The 19917-nt window shown below is 55.2% G+C and carries 7 protein-coding genes; 4 read left to right on the forward strand and 3 right to left on the reverse strand.

All coding sequences use genetic code 11. The features are described 5' to 3' along the window. Positions 1–8: 8 nt before the first annotated feature. From SV7mr_RS07150 to SV7mr_RS07160, 3 genes are all read right to left on the reverse strand, one after another. Positions 9–7280 (reverse strand): DUF4347 domain-containing protein, encoded by a 7272-nt coding sequence (locus tag SV7mr_RS07150; protein WP_145270549.1) that lies wholly within the window; start codon positions 7278–7280, stop codon positions 9–11. Between the two features lie 422 nt (positions 7281–7702). Further along, positions 7703–8446 (reverse strand): hypothetical protein, encoded by a 744-nt coding sequence (locus tag SV7mr_RS07155; RefSeq protein WP_145270551.1) that lies wholly within the window; start codon positions 8444–8446, stop codon positions 7703–7705. A gap of 689 nt (positions 8447–9135) precedes the next feature. After that, the gene (locus SV7mr_RS07160) at positions 9136–9852 is read right to left on the reverse strand and encodes a hypothetical protein (protein ID WP_419188213.1); all 717 of its coding nucleotides are present in this window, start codon (positions 9850–9852) and stop codon (positions 9136–9138) included. Between the two features lie 408 nt (positions 9853–10260). Between SV7mr_RS07160 and SV7mr_RS07165 the strand changes: the two genes are divergently transcribed. From SV7mr_RS07165 to SV7mr_RS07180, 4 genes are all read left to right on the forward strand, one after another. Further along, a complete protein-coding gene (locus tag SV7mr_RS07165) occupies positions 10261–13248 on the forward strand; it encodes an ATP-dependent DNA helicase RecQ (protein ID WP_419188214.1) in 2988 nt (995 codons plus the stop codon). A gap of 773 nt (positions 13249–14021) precedes the next feature. Then, a complete protein-coding gene (gene ftsH / locus SV7mr_RS07170) occupies positions 14022–16049 on the forward strand; it encodes an ATP-dependent zinc metalloprotease FtsH (protein WP_145270554.1) in 2028 nt (675 codons plus the stop codon). A gap of 112 nt (positions 16050–16161) precedes the next feature. Then, on the forward strand, positions 16162–16560 hold the full coding sequence (locus tag SV7mr_RS07175; protein WP_145270556.1) for a (2Fe-2S) ferredoxin domain-containing protein: 399 nt from the start codon (positions 16162–16164) through the stop codon (positions 16558–16560). Between the two features lie 423 nt (positions 16561–16983). Further along, positions 16984–17766: an FkbM family methyltransferase gene (locus SV7mr_RS07180; protein ID WP_145270558.1), complete on the forward strand. Its 783-nt coding sequence runs from the start codon at positions 16984–16986 to the stop codon at positions 17764–17766. Positions 17767–19917 lie beyond the last annotated feature (2151 nt).

Raw genomic sequence — 19917 nt, forward strand, 5'->3', positions numbered from 1 at the left:
TCTGCCGTCTAGCGACGCACTAAATCAGAGAGCTCTTCGCCGGCTTCATCCATGGAAGCTCGATAGGCCGTTAGGACGGCGGTTGGATCGATGATTCGCCACGCAGGAAGTCCCGCAGCAAGAATGGACACGACCACGCCACCGCGAAGTGCCCACATCACGTAGCCGATAGAAAAGAACCCAGCGGCTAGGCCTGCGGTCCCAATCACCATTGCGACGGGGTCATCGCTTGCGCTCCACTGTTTCGAGTCCCACATGTCCCACAAAATGGCTTGGCGAAGATCATTGGCGAGCGTTAACTCAAGGTCATGCAGGTTGTTCTTGATTTCGGCAATGTCCAGCATGTTCTCCGTTGGATTCAGCAACAGCGTTTCCAAGACGAGTTCCAAGGCGTTCGCTTGGGCGACCTCGAAACCGGCTTTGAATGGGCCATCGCTGGAACCTTGGCTACTGACGTTGGCTTGCCAGCTCCACGCTGGTCGCGACATGGGACGCTCAAGCGATTCGTTGGAATCACTGTCAGATTCGTTTCGGCTGGTGTCGCCCGCGTTGGAATCGCCAGGGTCCAGGCTGGGCGAATCGAAGTCAAAGGGCGCGTCCATCGGTGGCTGTGGACCAGGCACGACGGGAGCTGGATTGCCTGGGGGGGGAGCCAATGGGGGTGCTGGTGGTGCGCTGCCAGTGTCGACCCGGCGATTGGCGATGTCGATCGTGACCGTGGCCAGATTGCTTTGCAACGCTCCGTCATCGGCCACATAGGTGAACGAGTCGCCGCCATGAAAGCCGCGGTCTGGGCGATACACGATCGTGCCGTCGATCAGCGTGATCAGCGTGCCGTTGGTTGGCGTGTTGATGACGGTCACCGTCAGCGGATCGTTTTCCAGATCACGATCGTTTGCAGTCAGTTCAGCGGGGCCAACAACAATGTCTCGATTGATTCTGCCGCTGAACTGATCGTCGACAGCAGTCGGTGCAGTGTTCGCAGCACCCGGAATGCTGATGTTGATGCGGGTGTTTTCAAACGACCCATCTGCTGAGATTGCACGAACAACAATGGTGCGTGTCGTGCCGGCCTCAGATGCAGTGAAGGATTGCGCCGTTCGCACTTCGCCGGAGTTGCGATCGATGGTGAAACGGACTGTGTCACTGTTTAATAGCTGATAGGTGATCTGTGAATTGGTGATGTCAGCATCGCTGGCACTGACGGTGACGCCGACGGTCGATCCAATCACGGTGGGATCAGCCACAACATTTGCAGACGCGTCGATGTCTCTGATCCCCGAAACATCAAATTCATCCTGGTCGATGATCGACACTGTCAAGGTTTGAGTGTCTTGTCGTGTGCCATCGCTGGCCGCAACGATCACTTCATAGGTGCCATCGCGATTGGCATCCAACGGTGTTTCGGCATCAGGTGCTGGGAAGAACGACAGTTCGCCGGTACCCGAGTCCATGATGAATTCGTCGCGATCAGCACCACCGACAATGCTGTACTGAATGGCCTGGGCAGGCAGATCGCCATCGGTCGCGGTGACGGTGGTCACAAGGGTTGTGTTTTCCAAAACCGCTAGCAATGCAGTCGCGTCGCCGCCGTTGGAACCGATGATCGGCGTCTGGTCATTGACGGGGTTGATGCTGATGTTCACGGTCGCCGGAGCCAGCGTGTTGGCGCCATCGCTCAGTTGCACCGTGAACTGATCGCCATTTGTTTCACTGTCATTGTGCAGGTAGCTGACTCGGCCCGCTTCCAGTTGCTCTTGTGTGAACGAAGTCGCTGGAAGTCCGTCAACCAACAGCACGCCTTGCCGCGGTTGGGACGTGATGTTGTAACGCAGTTCATCCGCGGCAGAATCCGGGTCGCTGGCACTGAGTTGAGCGGCCGTCAAAATGAACTCGGCTCCTTCGTCCACATTGATTGATCCCGCTGTCAGTGTCGGTGGATCGAGTTGTTCAGCGACCGTGACAGTAAACGCCATGTCGCTGAAAGCCCCCAAGGGGTCCGTGACACGCACTGTGATGATCGCTGTTCCGTTCTCTTCGGCGGCAAAGACCAGTGTTAATGTATCAGCGTCCTGATCCAAATTGGTCGCCGTGACCAAGGTCGTGTTGGAGTTGGCAATGATTTGATACGTCAGTTCGCTATCAGCATGATTCGCGTCACTGACCACGGCCGCAAGATCGATCACCAACGGCGCCGAGTCCTCCAGCACGTTGACGTCGGCGATGTTGCCGCTGGGGAGATCGTTCAGGCTAAGATTCAACGAACCCGCGAGATCATCGTATTGCAAGTTTGCGTCGACACCCAAGGCATCGTTGTCCAGTCGGAACGTTGTGAAACTTCCTGTGCGACTGCCGTACTGAATCAGCCCATTGCGATCTTCGCTGGTGGTCACGCCTGTCAAATCAGCCGCCAGGGTGGCTCCACTTGCCAGTGAGACGTTTCCGCTGACTTGAAGCTGGTCAAATCCACCCGGGGCTAAACTGTCGATTGCCAGGGCTACTTCCGCTGCCCCACCGACGGCCAAGTCACCGACAATCGCCCCATAGCCGGTCAGGACGCCGCCATTGAGCGTCAGGCCGTTGGTGATGGTTAGTTGCTGGCCGGAAAGCCCGAGCGTGCCATTGTCCAAAATCAAGTCCTGGTCTGTCGCGTCGAGTTCTAGGTCGCCTGCGATCGTGACCTGGCCACTGATTTTGTCGATGATCACATCACCGCTATGAAAGTGGTTTCCAGAAAGCACTTGGTCTCCGGTACCGATTAGTTGAATGGTGGTGTTGCCCGTTGACGATCGGAACGCCGTGCTCAGCACATCGCCGGTTACCAAGATGGAACCGCCATTGAATGAGCTGGCGTTCTGAAGCAAGAGGTCTCCATCAACGTGCATGTCTCCGGTGATCGTGGTCACCGAAAAGATATCAAACGCCACATCACCCCAGACGTGTGCGCCACTATCGATGCTCACCCCCGTTGATTCAAAGGTGATCAAGGCTGAAGCCGTGTCAAAGTCGCCCGCGACATAGGTGAACGCTCGTGTTAGACGCAGATCGTCGACCACCATCGCAGTGCCACCGGTCTTGTTCACCGTTAGGTTTCGAAGTGAGCCGGCGCTGCCCTCGGTGGTGATGGACTGATCGTTGCTGCCAGCGAGTTCAAAGGTCGCTGAACCAGTGTAACGCGTGTCAATCGCCTGAACATCACCGAACGCTTGCAGGGTCCCTCGGGCCAGGGAGGACACATTCGCAAGCGTCGTCGTCCCTAAGACCTGCAAGGTGTTTTGAATCGTGATGGCGAACGTCGAATCAATCCGCAGTGAAGCGATGGGACCGATGTCGCCGTCAATAGAGAGACCGGAGGTCGGCGACAATCGCAAGTCCATGGTGCTGGCATCGATGGTGCCAGCAGTCACCGAAACATTGCCATCGAGGGAAAAGTCATCGACCCAAGTCAGCGTCCCACCGGATTTGTTGATCGTGAGATTCGGTAACAACGAGCTCCCGCCAGCAGCGGACAGAGTTTGATTGTTTCCTCCCACCATGGTGAAGTCCGACGTGGCCGTCCAAGCATCATCATGGATCGTTAAGTCACCTTCAATCAGCAACGCGTCGCCATTGATGGCATTGGCATCTTGAATCACCACATCGCCGGCAATTGACGCGTCCCCGTTGACCGTTACCGTTCCGCTGGTATTGACGTTGATCGTCCCCAGTGCTGAACCAGCGGTCTGAATGACTCGGTCTTGGGTGCCGGTCAAGTTGACTTCATTTCCGGCAAAGTCCAGCGTGCCGCCGTTGGCAATCAAGTCCCCGGTCAGTTGCACATCGCTTAAGACGTTAATGGATCCAGCGGAATCAAAATGAAGATGATTCAGCGTTTGAGTGGTTTCAAGTGATTGCGTTCCCACGCCGTCGAGCGTCAGCGTCGAATTGTCGGCCAGAACATTTGTAAGCAATTGCACATCGCCGCCCACCAGGACCTGGGAGTCCGTCATGTTCAAGGTGCCGCCATTGACCGTTAAGTCCCCGTCGATGTCCAGGGCATTGCTGGCTGTGGTCCAGGTGCCATTGGCGAGTGTCAGATCAGAACCAACGCTGAGGTCGACCTGTTGTGCGATCTGCCCCGTGTAACCGGCGGTCACGACCACCGAACTGACACTGCCAGCGAAGGCAGCATCGACCTGTGAATCGCTCAGGCTCGTCGTGTTGAAAATCACAGTGTCGTTGGCGTCGGGCGTCAAATCGAGGTCCCAGTTCAACGGGTCAGACCAATCGTCGGTCGCACCGCCGCCGTCCCAGACCATGGTGAAGACACCCGAGTTCATGTTCATGTCCACGGTGTCGTTGCTGACCGTGTTGCCATCATCAATTGCGATGTTCAGCACGATGGTGCCGATCGTCGCCACGTCAGGTGTCACCGTTAGCAGATCCAGGGTCGCGTTGATGTCGTCCTGGGAGCCACTGAATTGCAGCGTGCCATCGGTTCCATCAGCGTCAATCATCGTCACGCCGGGCGTTGCGACAATCGCCAGTTCAGTATCCGTTGCACTCAACGAAACCGTGATCGTTGCATCTTCTTCGTCAAACACACTGATCGAGCCATCGCCAGCGGGGCCAAACTGAATGGTGCTCCCTTGGACGGACTGGAGTGATTCGGTGGCGGTGATCACAACCGGATCGTCTTGCAGGACCACGTTGATCGCCAGTGAACCTTGAGTGGTCGTTCCCGCTCCGTCGTCCACTGAAAAGGAGAATTGATCTGCGGTCACGGGTTCTCCGTGATTGGCGTAACTGACGAGACCCGCGTTGAGATCGGCTTGGGTGAAACGACCGCCGAGGTTCACTTCTGCACCGTTCAGAAACAGTTGGCCTTGAGCGACATCGCCGGTGACCGTGTAAATGATTTCGCTGGCGGATTGTTCGATATCGGTGGTGGACAGGTTCGCCGTCGTGATCGTGGTTGTGGCCCCTTCGTTGACCGTCACGGCAGTTGTTGGAGCGAGCGTTTGTTCAGTATTAACGTCCGTGATTTGAATCTGGAACGTGCGTTGAAAGGTATCGCCGTTGACATCAGTGGCTTCGACTTGCACGGCGTGCGTGGCAAGCAGGCTGGCGTCGAGCAAGCTGCCGTCGGCAACCACAATCGTGCCTGTCGTTAGGTCGATCGCAAAGGCGCCTGTGACCGTTTGCGACGTGATCTGGTAGGTCAAAGCTTGCGTTTGGTCCAGGACTTCATCGGCATCCCATTGAATCAGAATTGCTGCGGAGTCATTGTTGGCTTGGTCCCGCCACAATCCGGTGCTGCCATCGAGTTGCAAGTAATCTTGATCGCCTAGATTGTCTGGCTGGCCGGCGGCGAAGTTGTTGTAGGCGTCGTTGACCGGTGAACTGCCGCTGTACCAAACGTCCGAGTCGCCACTTTGCGAGTCCCAGCGAAACTGGCCTTCAATGGCTTCATCCGTACCAGCCAGCCAAACGTTGCCCGAGGCTGCTGAGGCGATGTTGGCGACGATTTGGTTTTCAAGAGATGATTCAACCGCAACCAAGTCTCCGGCAATGGACTGCAGGCTGGTCGAGTTGGCGGTGGATTGAGCGTCCGTCCAGTCGGTCGCGGTGTCGACAAGTTGATAGAACTTGCCGGTTTCCTCTGAATAGTGCAGATCCGGATCGGCGGCAAGCAGCGCGCTGATCTGTGCTTCGCGATCGGCGTCCGATGCAGTGACTTGGCCAACAACGGTGCCATCGTCAGAGAGCGATTGCACACTCAGGGACAGGTCCGATTGATCCAGATACAAAGGTGGCGACGTATCCAATCGTGTCAAATGCATGTCACCAACGGCATCCAGGATGGTGCCATCGCTGGTTTGTTGATCGAATCGCCAGTTGGCAATCAAGCCTTGTGTTTGCCGATCAAGCGTTACATTCTGGTTGCTGGCAATTTCGGTTGGCGTTCGCAGGTCATCGAACAGTCGAGCGTCATACAGAGTGCCGACAAAGCGTTCATCGAGTTGATAGCCGCCTGACTCGCTGTCTTGTTCCTGACCAAAGACCAGCGTTCCACCCGCTTGTACGACCTGTCCAGCTTGATAGCCGGAGCCCGAATCAATCAACGCTCCGTCAATGTAAATCTGCCAATCACCCGCAGTGTTGTCCCAGTTAATGCTTAACATGTGGACTTGCCCGTCCAGCAACGCATTGGTGTAATCGATCTGGGAAGATTCAACGGTGCCGCCAGCACCAATGTCTAGCACCAGGTTGTTCGTGCTGTGATCGATGGTGAACGTCAGTTGGTCTTCGCCCGAGACGTTGTAGGAAAGGAACGTTTCGGATCCCGATGTCGGAGAACCCGAGAAAGTCAGTTCGTAGGTGAAGCGATCCAGGTCGGATGGAATGGATGCGGCAGCTTCAAAAACGGTGTCGGGGCCTGAGGTGTTGACCGTGACTCCACCATCAGTGGTTTCAGTCACAGTGATCTCATCGGGGCTGGCCAGTGTGTTGCGCCAAGACAGTTGTGCAGCAGCTGAGATGGCGATGTCGGTTTCGATCTGTCCGACTTGGTATTCCAGGTCCCAGTCACCGCCCAGGTCACGATGGCCGGTCACGTCAGTGCTGGCTGCAACATCGCAGTCGCAAAGTGTCGCGATTGAATCAAGCAGGAAGCGGCCAGAGTCGCTTTGGGCCAGATCGCAGCCATAGATCAGGAGGTCCGCCTCAGGTGACAGTGCCGCGCCCCAGGAAGCAAGTTGCCCCGCGTAACCGTTGATGCTGGTCTGATTCAGTGCGGTGTTGCCGAGCTGAAACGAACCGTCATCTCCATGGCTCAAAATGTGCAACGCATCGACATCCATCATCGGCTGCAGCAATTCAGTGATCTGTTGCACGCCATCGACGCTGCCGTCCAGATGGAGAACCACCCACTGCGTGTCAGCGTCGGCTTCAAGTTGCAAGCCATCGATGAGGGTTTCCCAGCCATCGACCCCCGCATCCACAATGATCAGTTCAGTCCGAGTGATGGACGCATCGCTGCTGTCGGCTTCGGGAACGGGGTGCTGAGAGTCGTCTTCGTCAAGCCTGTCGCGGTCAACGTTCGTGTCGCGATCGAGCGCTTGCTGGGCGGTTTGGCCGAACAGCGGATCGTCGTGAAGTTGAGACTCGAGGTTGGCGATCAAATTGAGATGCGGATCGGGAACCACATCTGTCGAGCCATCCAAGCCATCACCACTCAGGAGGATGCGATCTTCGAGAAGATAAAAGTCAAAGACTCGTGACTTGGGGTGAGTGCTCACGGTGGTGATCCCAGATGACAGGCTGCGGGCTAATTTTCAGGCACTCGCACCGTCAGTTTTTGACGTGTGGTGCAAGTGATTGCAGCAACTGACCGAGGGGAACCGGACAACTCTGCAATGAAAATTAGCTCAAATCCATACCTCCGCATGAGAAATGCCACGGATTACTAAGGACTGGTCCCTCGAAGAATTGACACAGTCGTTGCAACCGGATCGTTGCCCCATCAGCAGAGTGGTGTTGATGGCCAGGGATTTGGAAAGCAGTCGCAGAGCAGACGGCCAGAGTCCGTGTCGGTACACGGTTGTTCCTGCCTGCCGTGGGGTGGTCTTGCCAGAGGGCAGCTGGGCGAAGCACACTCGCTTCGCCCGCCACGTTTGTCAGGTGGCTGTCGCAGAATCAGCCACTTTGCGAATGCCTGCCTCTAGTGCAACGAGATGGCTTGCTGAAGGGGACGCAGGACGGCATCGACAAGGTATTCATCAATCAAGTCGCGGCAGAGACCCGAAAGACGTACAAACTCCTTTTCAAAGGACTCGTTGGGACCCAAGCTGTCGAAGCGGCGGACCGTCATGTAGACACTTAATTGCTCCTCGCCGAAGTCTCCGGTGCGCACCTGGTAGGCAGTCGTGCGTGATTCAAAGCTAATGCGGCACTGTGTGCGGCACTCTTCATCCAAGGCAAATTGGATCGCAGGTTCATTGGAAAGCACTTTTCCGTAGGGTAACGCGGTGAAGCGTTCCAGCCCTGGCGCGATCCCGATCGCCTGAGTCAGCAAGTCGTTGTGATTGCCGCTGAAGTTGAAATCAAACCCCGCCATCACGCTGAGTGATTCACAATCAAGCGGAGTGATCGACAGCTCATAGGGCACAAGTTCGAGCACCCGGCGATGCTGTTCCACTGCAGCGTCAAACGATTCCGGATTGACGCTACCGCTGGTCAGGCGGCGAGGCTCAACGGTGACCCAGCGATAAGCTCCGTTTTCTTTTTCTTCCTCCAGCACAAACTCGGACTTTTCCCGAGCATAGAAGTTCATGAGTTCAGGATAGCGACGACGCACCTGTTCAAAGTAATGCAGAACCGATTCGCGATTCTGCGGTAAATCCATCTCCGTGGCCAGGTTCATGTTTAAGTAGTAGTCATCGCTGAACATGCCATAACCGCTCATTGCCGGTAACTCCTGAATGGGTTGATTTGATCGGACGCAGCGGGCTTTCCCGACGCGTGGCCATGATTCAAGTGCAATGCAAAGATTGCAGTCTTCCTGTGGGGCGATAAAGCGGACGCTTAATGCTTGACCATTCAGAGTCTCCCGAAAACAAAGGGGAACCGAACGCTCGCGTTCTCTATTGTAGCCGCGGTTGTTCTGTCAGTGTGGAAGTTGTCTTTTAGCCGACGCCATCATGTTTCTGAATCCTGTCCGTTGACCAGTCCATGTCGGTTTGCAGACGTGATGTGAACGGGGCGAATCACGAGCGATCTATTCATTCACTTTATCGCCCAGGCAACTGGATGTGTGGAAGTAATGTGTCGGTGCGCAGGATTGACGGGAAGCCGTGTCGGCAAATTGGATTTGTGCAAATTGGATTTGTTTTGCATCGTAAGGGGATTGCTTTCACGCTGAGGCTTCTCGGTCGTCGCCCGCGCTTGCACCCGTTCGTTGAGACCAACGCTGAGGGATGCAGTGCTGAGGGATGCAGCGCTGGAACGTGCGGGGGCGTCGTGCGGGGGCGGGCGTTGAAGAGGTGTGACCGATTCACACAGACACCAGCCTCCTTCGCCACCGTGTGTCGGTTTGAGGATCTGTCTGCGTGAGCGGCCGGTCGGTCAGTGATGTCGATGCAGGTAAAACGCAGCCTACCGTTTGCGGATCACGATCTCGTCAAAAGCATTCAGATCATCAAACGATCCGATGCCGATTCGTCCCTTGGTGAACGTTTTGTCGGTGACGCTCATGTGTGGCTTGCTCATGTCATCAAAGTAGATTTCAATTTTGCCGCTGGCTGCATCGCGAACGACTTTGACTTGATGCCACTGACTGTCCCAGGGAGTTTCGTTTTTGTTCTCTGTCAAGTTCTTTCGTGCAGCTTCGTTGACCACCATGATCTGACCGCTGTTGGGGTCAGGCCGAGCGCCTAGGTGGGCATAGTAGAAGTGCTGGTTGTCGCTGTAGTTGAAGAACACGCAACAGTCACGATGATTGCCCGTGTCCTTGGTGCTTTTGACTTTGAAGGTCATTTCAAAGCTTTCCAGCGTCAAGTCCTTGATCAGTGCAATGTGTAGGGGACTGCGATGCGGTGGCTTGTATTCGCTGGAACGCGCCGTGATCTCGAGAGTCATCGAGCCGTCACGTTTACTGAGTTTCCAGGTCTTCGGATCCAACACTTCCCAGCGTTCGATGCCATTTTCGAAGTTCTCTTCAAAGACCACGGATTGATCCGCTGATTCATCGGCTGGTTCGGCGCCATCACTGGGCACGGCGACGACCGTCGAGACAATCCCCAGGGCGGCCAACGCCAAGGGACGCATGAAAGGACGCAGTGGGTTCAGCAGAGAACAATTGGCTAGGTTCATCGAGGACATGATCTTCTTTTGGATCCTTGTTTCTGTGCCTGGAGCCGAGGTGGCAAGCATGGACTGGAGGGAGGTGAAAGCAAGACGCAGTCAGCACAACTGATTGGGACTAAACATTCCACCCGCTGTCGACATTCTAAACGAAATCGAGTCGTCAATTTGGCAGCGGCGGCCAAAACAATTTGTTTTTCAATTTAGCTGAAAATCGCTTGCTTTTCCTCTTCCCCACGTGCCCGTGAAACACCAGATTGGGGTTGGTGGATGACGCATCAAAGGCGGTTGCCAGGGGTGCTCGTTCTGTTTGCCAGAACCTCGTATACTAAAACCAGATCAGTCACCGCTTTGAGTCACCGCTTAACGCTGATCAGTCAGACTGCCCGTGGACGTTTCTCAGCAATAGGAATCTAAATGAACGAAATGATGGTTGATCCTGAATCTCTGTTACCTCAATTTGGGCTGTCTGATTTTCGCCCGGGGCAACGTCAGGTCATCGATCGTCTTGCCGCCGGGGATGATGTGCTTTGCGTGATGCCAACCGGTGGTGGTAAAAGCTTGTGTTACCAGTTGCCCGCGCTGGCTAGGCCGGGGACCACGCTAGTGGTTTCCCCGTTGATTGCGTTGATGAAAGATCAGGTTGACGGTCTGAAAGCACAAGGGATTGCTGCGGAGTTAATCAATTCGACGCTGACCCCGGCTCAGCAAGAGCAAGTCATGGCGGCGATGGCGGCGGGCGAATACAAGCTGGTTTACATCGCGCCTGAACGCCTGCGAAACGGCAGGTTCCTGGAAGCCCTGGGCAGCGCGCAGGTGACGTTGCTGGCTGTTGATGAGGCGCACTGCGTCAGCGAATGGGGCCATGACTTTCGTCCCGACTATGCCCGTCTGGGGCAAGTGCGAAAACGCTACCTGCCCTCGGTGCAAACCATCGCGCTGACTGCGACCGCCACGCCGATGGTGCGCGATGACGTTTGTCAGCTGTTGCAGCTTGATGATCCAAAAGTATTTGTGACCGGGTTTGCACGCACCAATCTGCGATTTGGCGTCACACAGTGTAAAACCGACTCTGATAAGCAAGAAGCCTTGGTCCGGTACATTGCCAAGCAACAAGGTGCGGGAATCATCTACGCAGCGACTCGAAAAGCTTGCGAAGAGATCGGACACCTGTTGCCCGGACTGACCAAACGCAAAGTCGGTGTGTACCACGGCGGGATGGACTCGGAGCACCGCCGACAGGTCCAGGAACAGTTCATGGGCGGTGATTTGGACGCGATCGTGGCCACCAACGCGTTTGGAATGGGAATCGACAAGTCCAATATCCGTTACGTTGCCCACTACAATATGCCCGGGACCTTGGAGGCTTACTATCAGGAAGCTGGCCGTGCGGGACGAGATGGCGGCGATAGCGATTGCCGCATGTTCTTTGCCTATCAGGATCGCTACATCCAAGGATTCTTCATCGAGAATCGCTATCCTTCAAAGGAAGTGGTCAAAGAGGTTTACGAGTTTTTGCTCTCACGTCCCGAAGACCCCATTGAACTGACGCTGGAACAAGTGCGCCGGGCCATCGACGCGGATAGCACTGAAGCCATCGGGACCGCTGAGACTCTGTTGTCCAAAGCCGACGTCCTCAGACGTTTGGACAGCAGCAGTAATCAGATGATCTTGCGAATTGATCATGAACATCCAGACGTGGTGTCGTTTTTGCCGAAAAGTTCAAAACTACGTCGACGCGTTCTGGGCGTGATTCAAGAACTGGTTGGCAAACGCCGCTTCGATGATGTCTATGTTCGCCCCCAGCGGTTGATGGACAAGGCCGAGGTGAGCCGCGAACAACTCAGTCGCGTCTTGCGTGAACTGAAACGCTTGCAGTGCTTCGATTACGTTCCCCCGTTTCGCGGCCGAGCAGTGCATGTTGTTCGTCGAGACCTGAAGTTCCATCAATTGGACATTGACTTTGAAGAACTCGCTCGCCGCAAAGCAGCTGAGTTTGCCAAGCTGGATGCCGTGATTGGATTCGCTAGGTCCGGTGGTTGCAGACAGAAAGTGATCCTGGATTACTTTGGCGATCCCGCGGCTTCAGATTGCAAACGCTGCGATCGTTGTGTGCCCGAAGAGGCTTCGTCAACGGGGACAGCACTCTGGAAAAAGGAGCTCAACGAACGACAGGTCGACAATCTCTTTCGCGGTCTGCGGGTTATCTTGAGCGGAATCACTCGCATGCATGGTCGCTTCGGGATCAGTCTGGTCGCACAAATGTTGTCTGGATCGAACAATAAAAAAGTCATGCAGTGGAAATTGAATCGGCTCAGCACCTATGGCCTGCTCTCCGGACTTAAACAGTCTCAGTTGTCAAAGATCCTTACGACGATGATTGAACATGGCTTGGTCGTTCAAAAAGAAGTTGATCAGCGACGCCCAACGGTAGAAATCAGTGAATTGGGAAAATCAGTGATGCACCTGCAGACCCCATTGCCCAATAGCTTTTTGCTGCCGCGCCCACTGGCCTACGGATTGGCCGCCGCCGCAGCTCACATTGAATCGGGCGATGTCTCCACAGCGGAACGCCCTGCAGAGGACGTGTCCGATCCCGAGCAACGCCAGGTCGTCCAGCCAACCGTCACGGACACCTCCAGCCCAGCCGTTGAACAAAGTTCACCAACGCTTGATTCAATTCAACAGGACCAGGCGGATCCAAACGCCGACGATGCAGACAAGGGCGTCGTCAACGTGACGTTAGAAGCGTTAATCAGTCCCGAGCAGCAATTGTTGACCGAGGCTCGAGATGCACTCAAACGCTGGCGCAGACGCGCCTCTGCTGCACATGGCTTGCCTGCGTTCCGCGTTCTAAGCAACGCCACCATTGATCGCTTGGCGGAGCTGCGTCCGAAAGCTAGCTCGGAGCTGGAGGTGATCAAAGGCATTGGCCCGGCGACCTTGGAGCAATTTGGTTATGACATCCTGGAAGTCATTCAAAAGGTGGTAGAGCAACAGGGTGACGAGGCCGCAGCCAGTTCGTCCCCTCCACCTGAACAGCCGTCTGCCAACGAGCCGCCTGCCAACGAGCCGCCACCTGACCAGCCGCCACCTGACCAGCCGTCTGCCAACGAGCCGTCTGCGGCTGAAGCACTGACTTCAGAGGCACTTCCTGCTGAAACCCCATTCGCAGCCGTCGATGAAGCGGTGCTTGAGGCGGTACAACAGCCCGATGCAGCCGTGGAGACCGATTCGGAGCTCGGCGATGATGATCAAGCCTATTGGACGTGGCGGTTGTTCAGCGAGGGCTATCAGCTGGAGGAAGTGGTGCAGGTGCGCCGTTTGACGGTCCAACAAGTGTTCGACCATCTGCGCGCGGCGGAAGCCTCCGGTCGAGAGGTCCAATCGCATTGGCGACGCTAATGCATCAACCTCCGCACCGTTGTTTGCTGAGGGCACCGTTGTTTGCTGAGGGGGGCCCCGAGCATGGTTCCCGATGGGATCGGGCCAATGTCAGCCCTGATTTGACTTGCAGAACCCAGATGTCTCGCAGTGGAGGTCACCCAGAGGCCAGTCAACCAGAGGCCAGTCAAAAAAAGGCAGAAGCCTAGGGTCGACCCGGCACCAAGTGATCTTTTCTAGCTTCAAGTGACTTTTGCTCGGGCTCAATGCGTGGCTCAGTGTGTTCCGCCGCGCTTGGGAGAATGCTCGGGCACAATGCTGCCCCCCAGCGAGACGGTGGCGAAGCAAAGGTTTGTATTCCGCTGAATTGTTATAACCCGAACCGGGGAGCCGCTTAGCGGCAGGAATTGACCAAGGCCAACCATTCGAACGCTTTTGATGAACGAAGAGTTTCGACGGTGGAGACTGGATTGTAGTTGGACTTTGACTGACCGCTACGATTCTCCAGAGATCTGCTTGTTGATGCCAGACGCACCGTGTCGCAACGCATGCCCTCTGCCCGAAAAAAGAAACCCGGTGGAAAACGTCCACGCAGTGCGGTTTGATCCCTGCGGAAAATGGCTAAAATTGGAGGCGAGGGCCTTCACTGAATGCCTTTGGACGGTCCCTGGACCGATCATCACAACGAATCTTCAGCTGCCAGGATGCGATCATTGCGATCGCAGGATGGTGGGATGGCGGTTTAGCCCATAACTTTCGCCGCTTTCAGGCGACTCCTTCGATCGAAATTCACTATGGAAAATAATCGCGAAGAACCGGACGCGAAAAACACCCCGCCTCGGCGACACAATAGCTTTTTGATCTTGGCCGTCTTGATGATGGTTTTGATGCTGTTGTTTGTCAGGTCAGGAGAAACCGGATCGAAGATCACCACCAGCCAGTTCTACGAACAGCTGGACAAGAACAACATCGCCAGTGTGTCCATCGACACCAGCCAGCAGCGCGTGACCGGTACGTTCAACGATCCACCTGATGCCACCAAGCTAGAGAAAGGCGTCGTCACCGTCCAAAAAGACAGTGACGGAAAAGCCATCAAGCTAAACAAGGACTTCTACTTCAACGTTCAGTCCGATCAGTACATTACGCGCATTCAAGAGAAGCTCGAAGAGACCGATGTGCAGTGGGGGGAAACTCCTCCCGACACGACCCAGCAGATCATCAGTTTGCTCATCTTTGTCGGTTTGCCGATCGGCATTTTGGTCTTCGTCTTCCTGATGATCCGTCGCACGCGAAACGACATCATGGGCGGTGGATTCCTGTCAGGGTTCGGCAAGAGCCCTGCCAAGCGATTTGAAGCTCACGAAAAAACGGTCTCATTCAAAGACGTTGCAGGATTGGAAGGTGTTAAGGCCGACCTCCAGGAAATCGTTGACTTCCTAAAGACCCCTGAGAAATTCCGCAAGCTTGGCGGACGGGTGCCCAAAGGGGTGCTGCTCAATGGCTCTCCAGGGACCGGTAAAACTCTGCTCGCCAGAGCGGTTGCCGGTGAAGCAGAGGTGCCGTTCTTCTCCGTCAATGGGAGTGAATTCATCCAAATGTTCGTTGGCGTGGGGGCCAGCCGAGTTCGCGATTTATTCCAAACTGCGAAACAGCAAAGTCCCAGCATCATCTTCATTGATGAAATCGACGCCGTCGGTCGTCAGCGTGGTGCTGGATTAGGTGGCGGTCATGATGAACGTGAGCAGACCTTGAACCAAATTCTTGGTGAAATGGACGGCTTCACGCCCAGCCAGGCGGTGATTGTGATCGCCGCGACCAACCGCCCCGATGTCTTGGACCCTGCTCTGCTGCGTCCCGGTCGCTTTGACCGTCACATCACAGTCAATCGGCCAACGTTGAAAGGCCGCGAAGAGATCTTCAAGGTTCACGTTCGCGAAGTGCCTTTGGCGGATGACGTCAAGCTTGATCGTTTGGCTGCTGGAACCATTGGTCTGACCGGTGCAGACATCCAAAACATGGTGAATGAAGCGGCGCTCTGGGCGGCCCGTCATGATAAGAAAGAAGTCAGCATGGAAGACTTTGACAATGCTCATGACAAAATCTTGATGGGTGCCAAACGCGAGGAGGTGCTGCGTGGAATCGAAAAGGAAAAAACGGCCTATCACGAAGCCGGTCACACCCTGACTGCCTGGCACTTAGACGGCGCGCACACGGTGCACAAAGTCACCATCATTCCACGTGGCCGTGCCTTAGGCGTCACCCAGTATGTGCCCAATGAAGATCGCCTGAACATCAGTAAGAAGGAACTGGAACACCAGCTGATCGTCTTGCTCGGTGGTCGAGCTGCTGAACAAATCATTTACGATGAGCCCACCGTTGGCGCAGAGAATGATTTGGAACGTGCCACCAGCATCGCCCGCCGTATGGTGACGCAGTGGGGCATGAGCGACAAACTTGGGCCGGTCTGCTACAAAACTTCTGAAGAAGATCCGTTTTTGGGACGCGAAATGCACCAGTCGCGGCAGTTCAGCGAGCACACCCAAGAACTGATCGATGCCGAGGTCGCGGCGATTCTCATGGAGGCCGACAAGAAAGCCATCGATCTGCTCTCGAAGTATCGGGACGACTTGGAAACGTTGACCCGTTGCCTGATCGAGAAGGAAGAGCTCAATGAGGAAGAGATTTGCGACCTGATCGGCCCTTCGATCCAAAGACTGATGGCCGAAAAGGAAAAGGCAGCACAGGACGAAGCTTCGCCAGAGAGCTCTGCCGTTGATCCAACGGAAGAAGATCAAGCAGACCAAAGCAGCAGCGTCTCATGATCGATCGTTCCTGATTTTCTCAAGCCGGTTCCAAGTGTCCCTTGGGCCGGCTCGTCGTCTCCCAAGTTCTTGGCTGGTGATGACCGGCGTTCCCCTACACGTTGTCGATTTCATGAGTAGAAACCGGGCTACTGAGGTGTCGCTCAAACGAGCCGCTGCCAAAGCAGACAAGCTTGGGTTCGGTCAAGGGAATTATACCTTGGTGGTTTGCATGGATCGCAAGAAGGAAAAGTGCTGCTCCGAAGACTGCATGTCGAGGACATGGAACTATCTCAAAAAACGCAGCAAGCTGTGGCAAAAGACCGGGCATCCGTCGGTCGTCAAAATCAAAACCCAGTGCTTAGATATCTGTAAAGCGGGGCCCATCGTCGGCGTCTTGCCCGATGATATTTGGTATGGAGCCTGCACTCCGGACGTCATCGATCGAATCTTTGACGAACACATCGCCAAGGGTAACGTCGTCACCGATCATCAGATCGCTGGTCCAATCTCTGGGCCAATCGACGCGTAACATCGGACGCTCGAATGAAGACGCCCTCGTCCGTGATTTGTCGCCGCTGCGGAAATCACCCTGCGGAAATCATGTCCCCGTCCTCTGTTTCACTGTTGCACCGTTCTCCTGTGCGGGAACGAATGTGCGGTAGGGTGTCTGCGTGATTGGTTGAGGCATGCACCCTGCGATGGCAGAATTGTCCAGGTGCCAAATCGACGGTGTTGCAATCATTACTGGGACAAAACGCTAGGCAAACAACAGGGGCAACTGGCTCGCAAACTGTTTCTCTGTCTTGACGCTTGCTAATCGCCTCTGGCCAGACGCGAACCGTGTTTCGTGTGACCTGGGCAGCGAGCCACCGTCATCCTGCTGCGAAGGGGATGTTATGATGATCGGTTGTGCCTACTGATCCCATCTTCTGTTGCTACTCAACGACGCGCCATGTTTCCCACGATCAATCGTATCAAGGAATGTCGCCATGGAACCATGGTGTACAACATTCACGACATGTACATCGGTCGATCGTTGGACCTGTACGGAGAGTTCTCTGAGGGCGAGATTGCTCTGTTTTCACAGTTCATTCGACCCGGCCACGTGATTGTCGAGGCCGGCGCCAACATGGGAGCACACACGGTTTGGTTTGGAAAGCAAGTGGGCCCGCAGGGCGCGGTCCTGGCGTTCGAACCGCAACGCATCATCTTTCAGTTGCTAAATGCCAACATCGCACTCAATCAACTAACCAACGTGCATGCCATGTGGGCTGCCCTTGGGCAACGCCCTGGGCTCACCGTGGTACCTCAACTGGATTATGGCAAACAGAATAACTTCGGCGGCTTGTCGCTCGGCGAGTTTCAAAACGGACAGTCTGTCGAGGTTCGGACCATTGATCGTCTGAATTTGCCTCAGTGTGACTTTATCAAGGTGGATGTGGAAGGCATGGAGCAGGACGTTTTGGCCGGAGCAACCCAGACCATCGCCAAGCATCAACCGGCGCTGTACGTGGAAAACGATCGTGAGGATAAAGCCAGGGCACTGACGCAATTCATCGACGCCTTGGGTTACAACATGTATTGGCACACGCCATTGCTGTTTAGCAGCAACAACTTCGCTGGGAATCCGCAGAACGTGTTCGGCGGCATCCTGAGTCGCAACATGCTGTGTTTGCCCAAATCCAGGAAGCAGCAAATCAGTGGACTCAAGCCGGTCGAGGTCGTCACTGACTAAAGATCAAGTCAAGCGACAATGTTGCTCCGTCGGCTGTGCCCCATTTGATGGTTGTGCGAGAGAGGCCGCTGGATCGACGTGGTGAAAGTGCGTTTGATTGACCCGGTGGATTGAAATGGCTTGGTTTTGAGGGCTTTAGATTTGGTAATGGCATGCCGCTAGCCGGATCGAGTTTGAACGTCTCGATTTTTCTGCCCATCGGTCGTGGCCCCGTTGTTGTCAATCATGGGGGTGGCCGCTGGTGTGATTGCCGCTTGTGCGGAGTAAATTGGTGCGTGCAAACACAGCACCCTACGATTCTCGTCGAGCAATTCCAACGTTTATTGTGACCTCCTCCTTCGTGCTCTTCGCGTCCTTCGTGGTTTATTGCCGGCTTTGCGACGATTGCAAGTTTCGGTGGACTGTCCCCGGCAGATTATCAGCGTTTGCATTGCCAGCGGCGCTGGTGTCAGTTTTCTAGTGCAAGGGATTGGGCGAGAAGCCTTGGCGTTCCGTGCATTCCAAGCGGCTCTCCCGAATCCGTTGTAGAACACCTACGGCGTTCGGAGAGGGTGTGCATGGGGCCTGTCCCTAGGGTGCGCTGCGCGACCCTGGGCTATGGGGTAGAACACCTTCGGCGTTCGGAACTCTGGATGCGATTGTGAAAGCCACCGCCTTGGCTTTGGCAGGTTACTTGGGCGTGTTTCTCTGATCATGTGGTTCGAAGGAACGTCAGCTTGGCCTGCCGAACGCCGTAGGTGTTCCATTTTCACAGCCCAAGGTCGCGAAGCGCACCTTGGGTCACTGGAACCATCAAATCTCCGAACGCCGTAGGTGTTCTACATGCGGTTTGGGGCACACCGACCAGAGAGCAAGTGTTCTGTGCTGCACATGGACGCTTCGGGGACAGTCCAGGGAGGATGATTGTGTCCTCCTCCTTCGTGCTCTTCGTGTCCTTCGTGGTTTATTCCTCACTGGACCACAATTGCCAGGTGACGCAACCTTTCGTCGCTACCCGCTATGGGGGACGCTTCCACACCATCGATGAATTGGGGGATGTCCCATCTGTTGTTAAAATTCTTGATGGTCATCTCTGATGATGACTTGATGGACCTTGCAGGGGCGAAGCCGATCAGGCGCCGACGTCCCCGGGACGTCCAGAACTGTGATCAAGGCCGAGAGTGGCTGGTGACCAACAATCTTGCGGAAGCTCTTTTTAGCGTTGGGCAATGGGGACGGTGGAATGTCCCGTTTCGATCAGTGGCTCACGCTGCCCCCATGCTTCACGCTCGTCGTACAAGAGACGGAGTGTTCGACGTCTCGAATCGGGAACACTAATAGGCACTCATTTCCACTAATTGATTAGTGCTGATAAGTGCTGATTAGCGTTCTCCATTTCCAGCAATTGCCACCATTCGCATTCGAGGCTGTGGACTTGACTTAACAAGCCATCAACCGAGTTCTGATGTGGAGACGGATTTTGAGCCTTGATGGGTTGCCTGGTGTTACTTGGGTGTCCAAGGCGTTTTTGAATGGGCGGCTGTGCTAGAAGGGCCGTGCGTTTGACGGCTTGGCAGTGTGTTGACGCGGTGAGAGTGCGTTTGATTGACCCGGTGGATTGAAATGGCTTGGTTTTGAGGGCTTTAGATTTGGTAATGGCATGCCGCAAGCCGGATCGAGTTTGAACGTCTCGATTTTTCTGCCCATCGGTCGTGGCCCCGTTGTTGTCAATCATGGGGGTGGTCGCTGGTGTGATTGCCGCTTGTGCGGAGTAAATTGGTGCGCGCAAGCACAGCACCCTACGATTCTCGTCGAGCAATTCCAACGTTTATTGTGACCTCCTCCTTCGTGCTCTTCGCGTCCTTCGTGGTTTATTCCTGGTTTCCGTTACGATTGCAGACAGACGCGATCATCAAGTCATTGGAACCATCAAACCTCCGAACGCCGTAGGTGTTCTACATGCAGTTTGGGGCACACCGACCGGAGAGCTTTCCCCGGAGGATGATTGGGATTCCCTTCTTCGGGAGCACGCCAGTGAGGCAGAGTGAATTTTGCTGCTTGGCCGTCGCGTTTGCACGGCTTGTTCGTTGACTGCGCAGCAGCGAACATTTGATCTTTGGCAATTCGGCCCGTAACAGATTAAGCGCCGCCGATCGACCTGTCGGAATGAGA

Source organism: Stieleria bergensis (assembly GCA_007745635.1).
Taxonomy (GTDB): domain Bacteria; phylum Planctomycetota; class Planctomycetia; order Pirellulales; family Pirellulaceae; genus Stieleria; species Stieleria bergensis.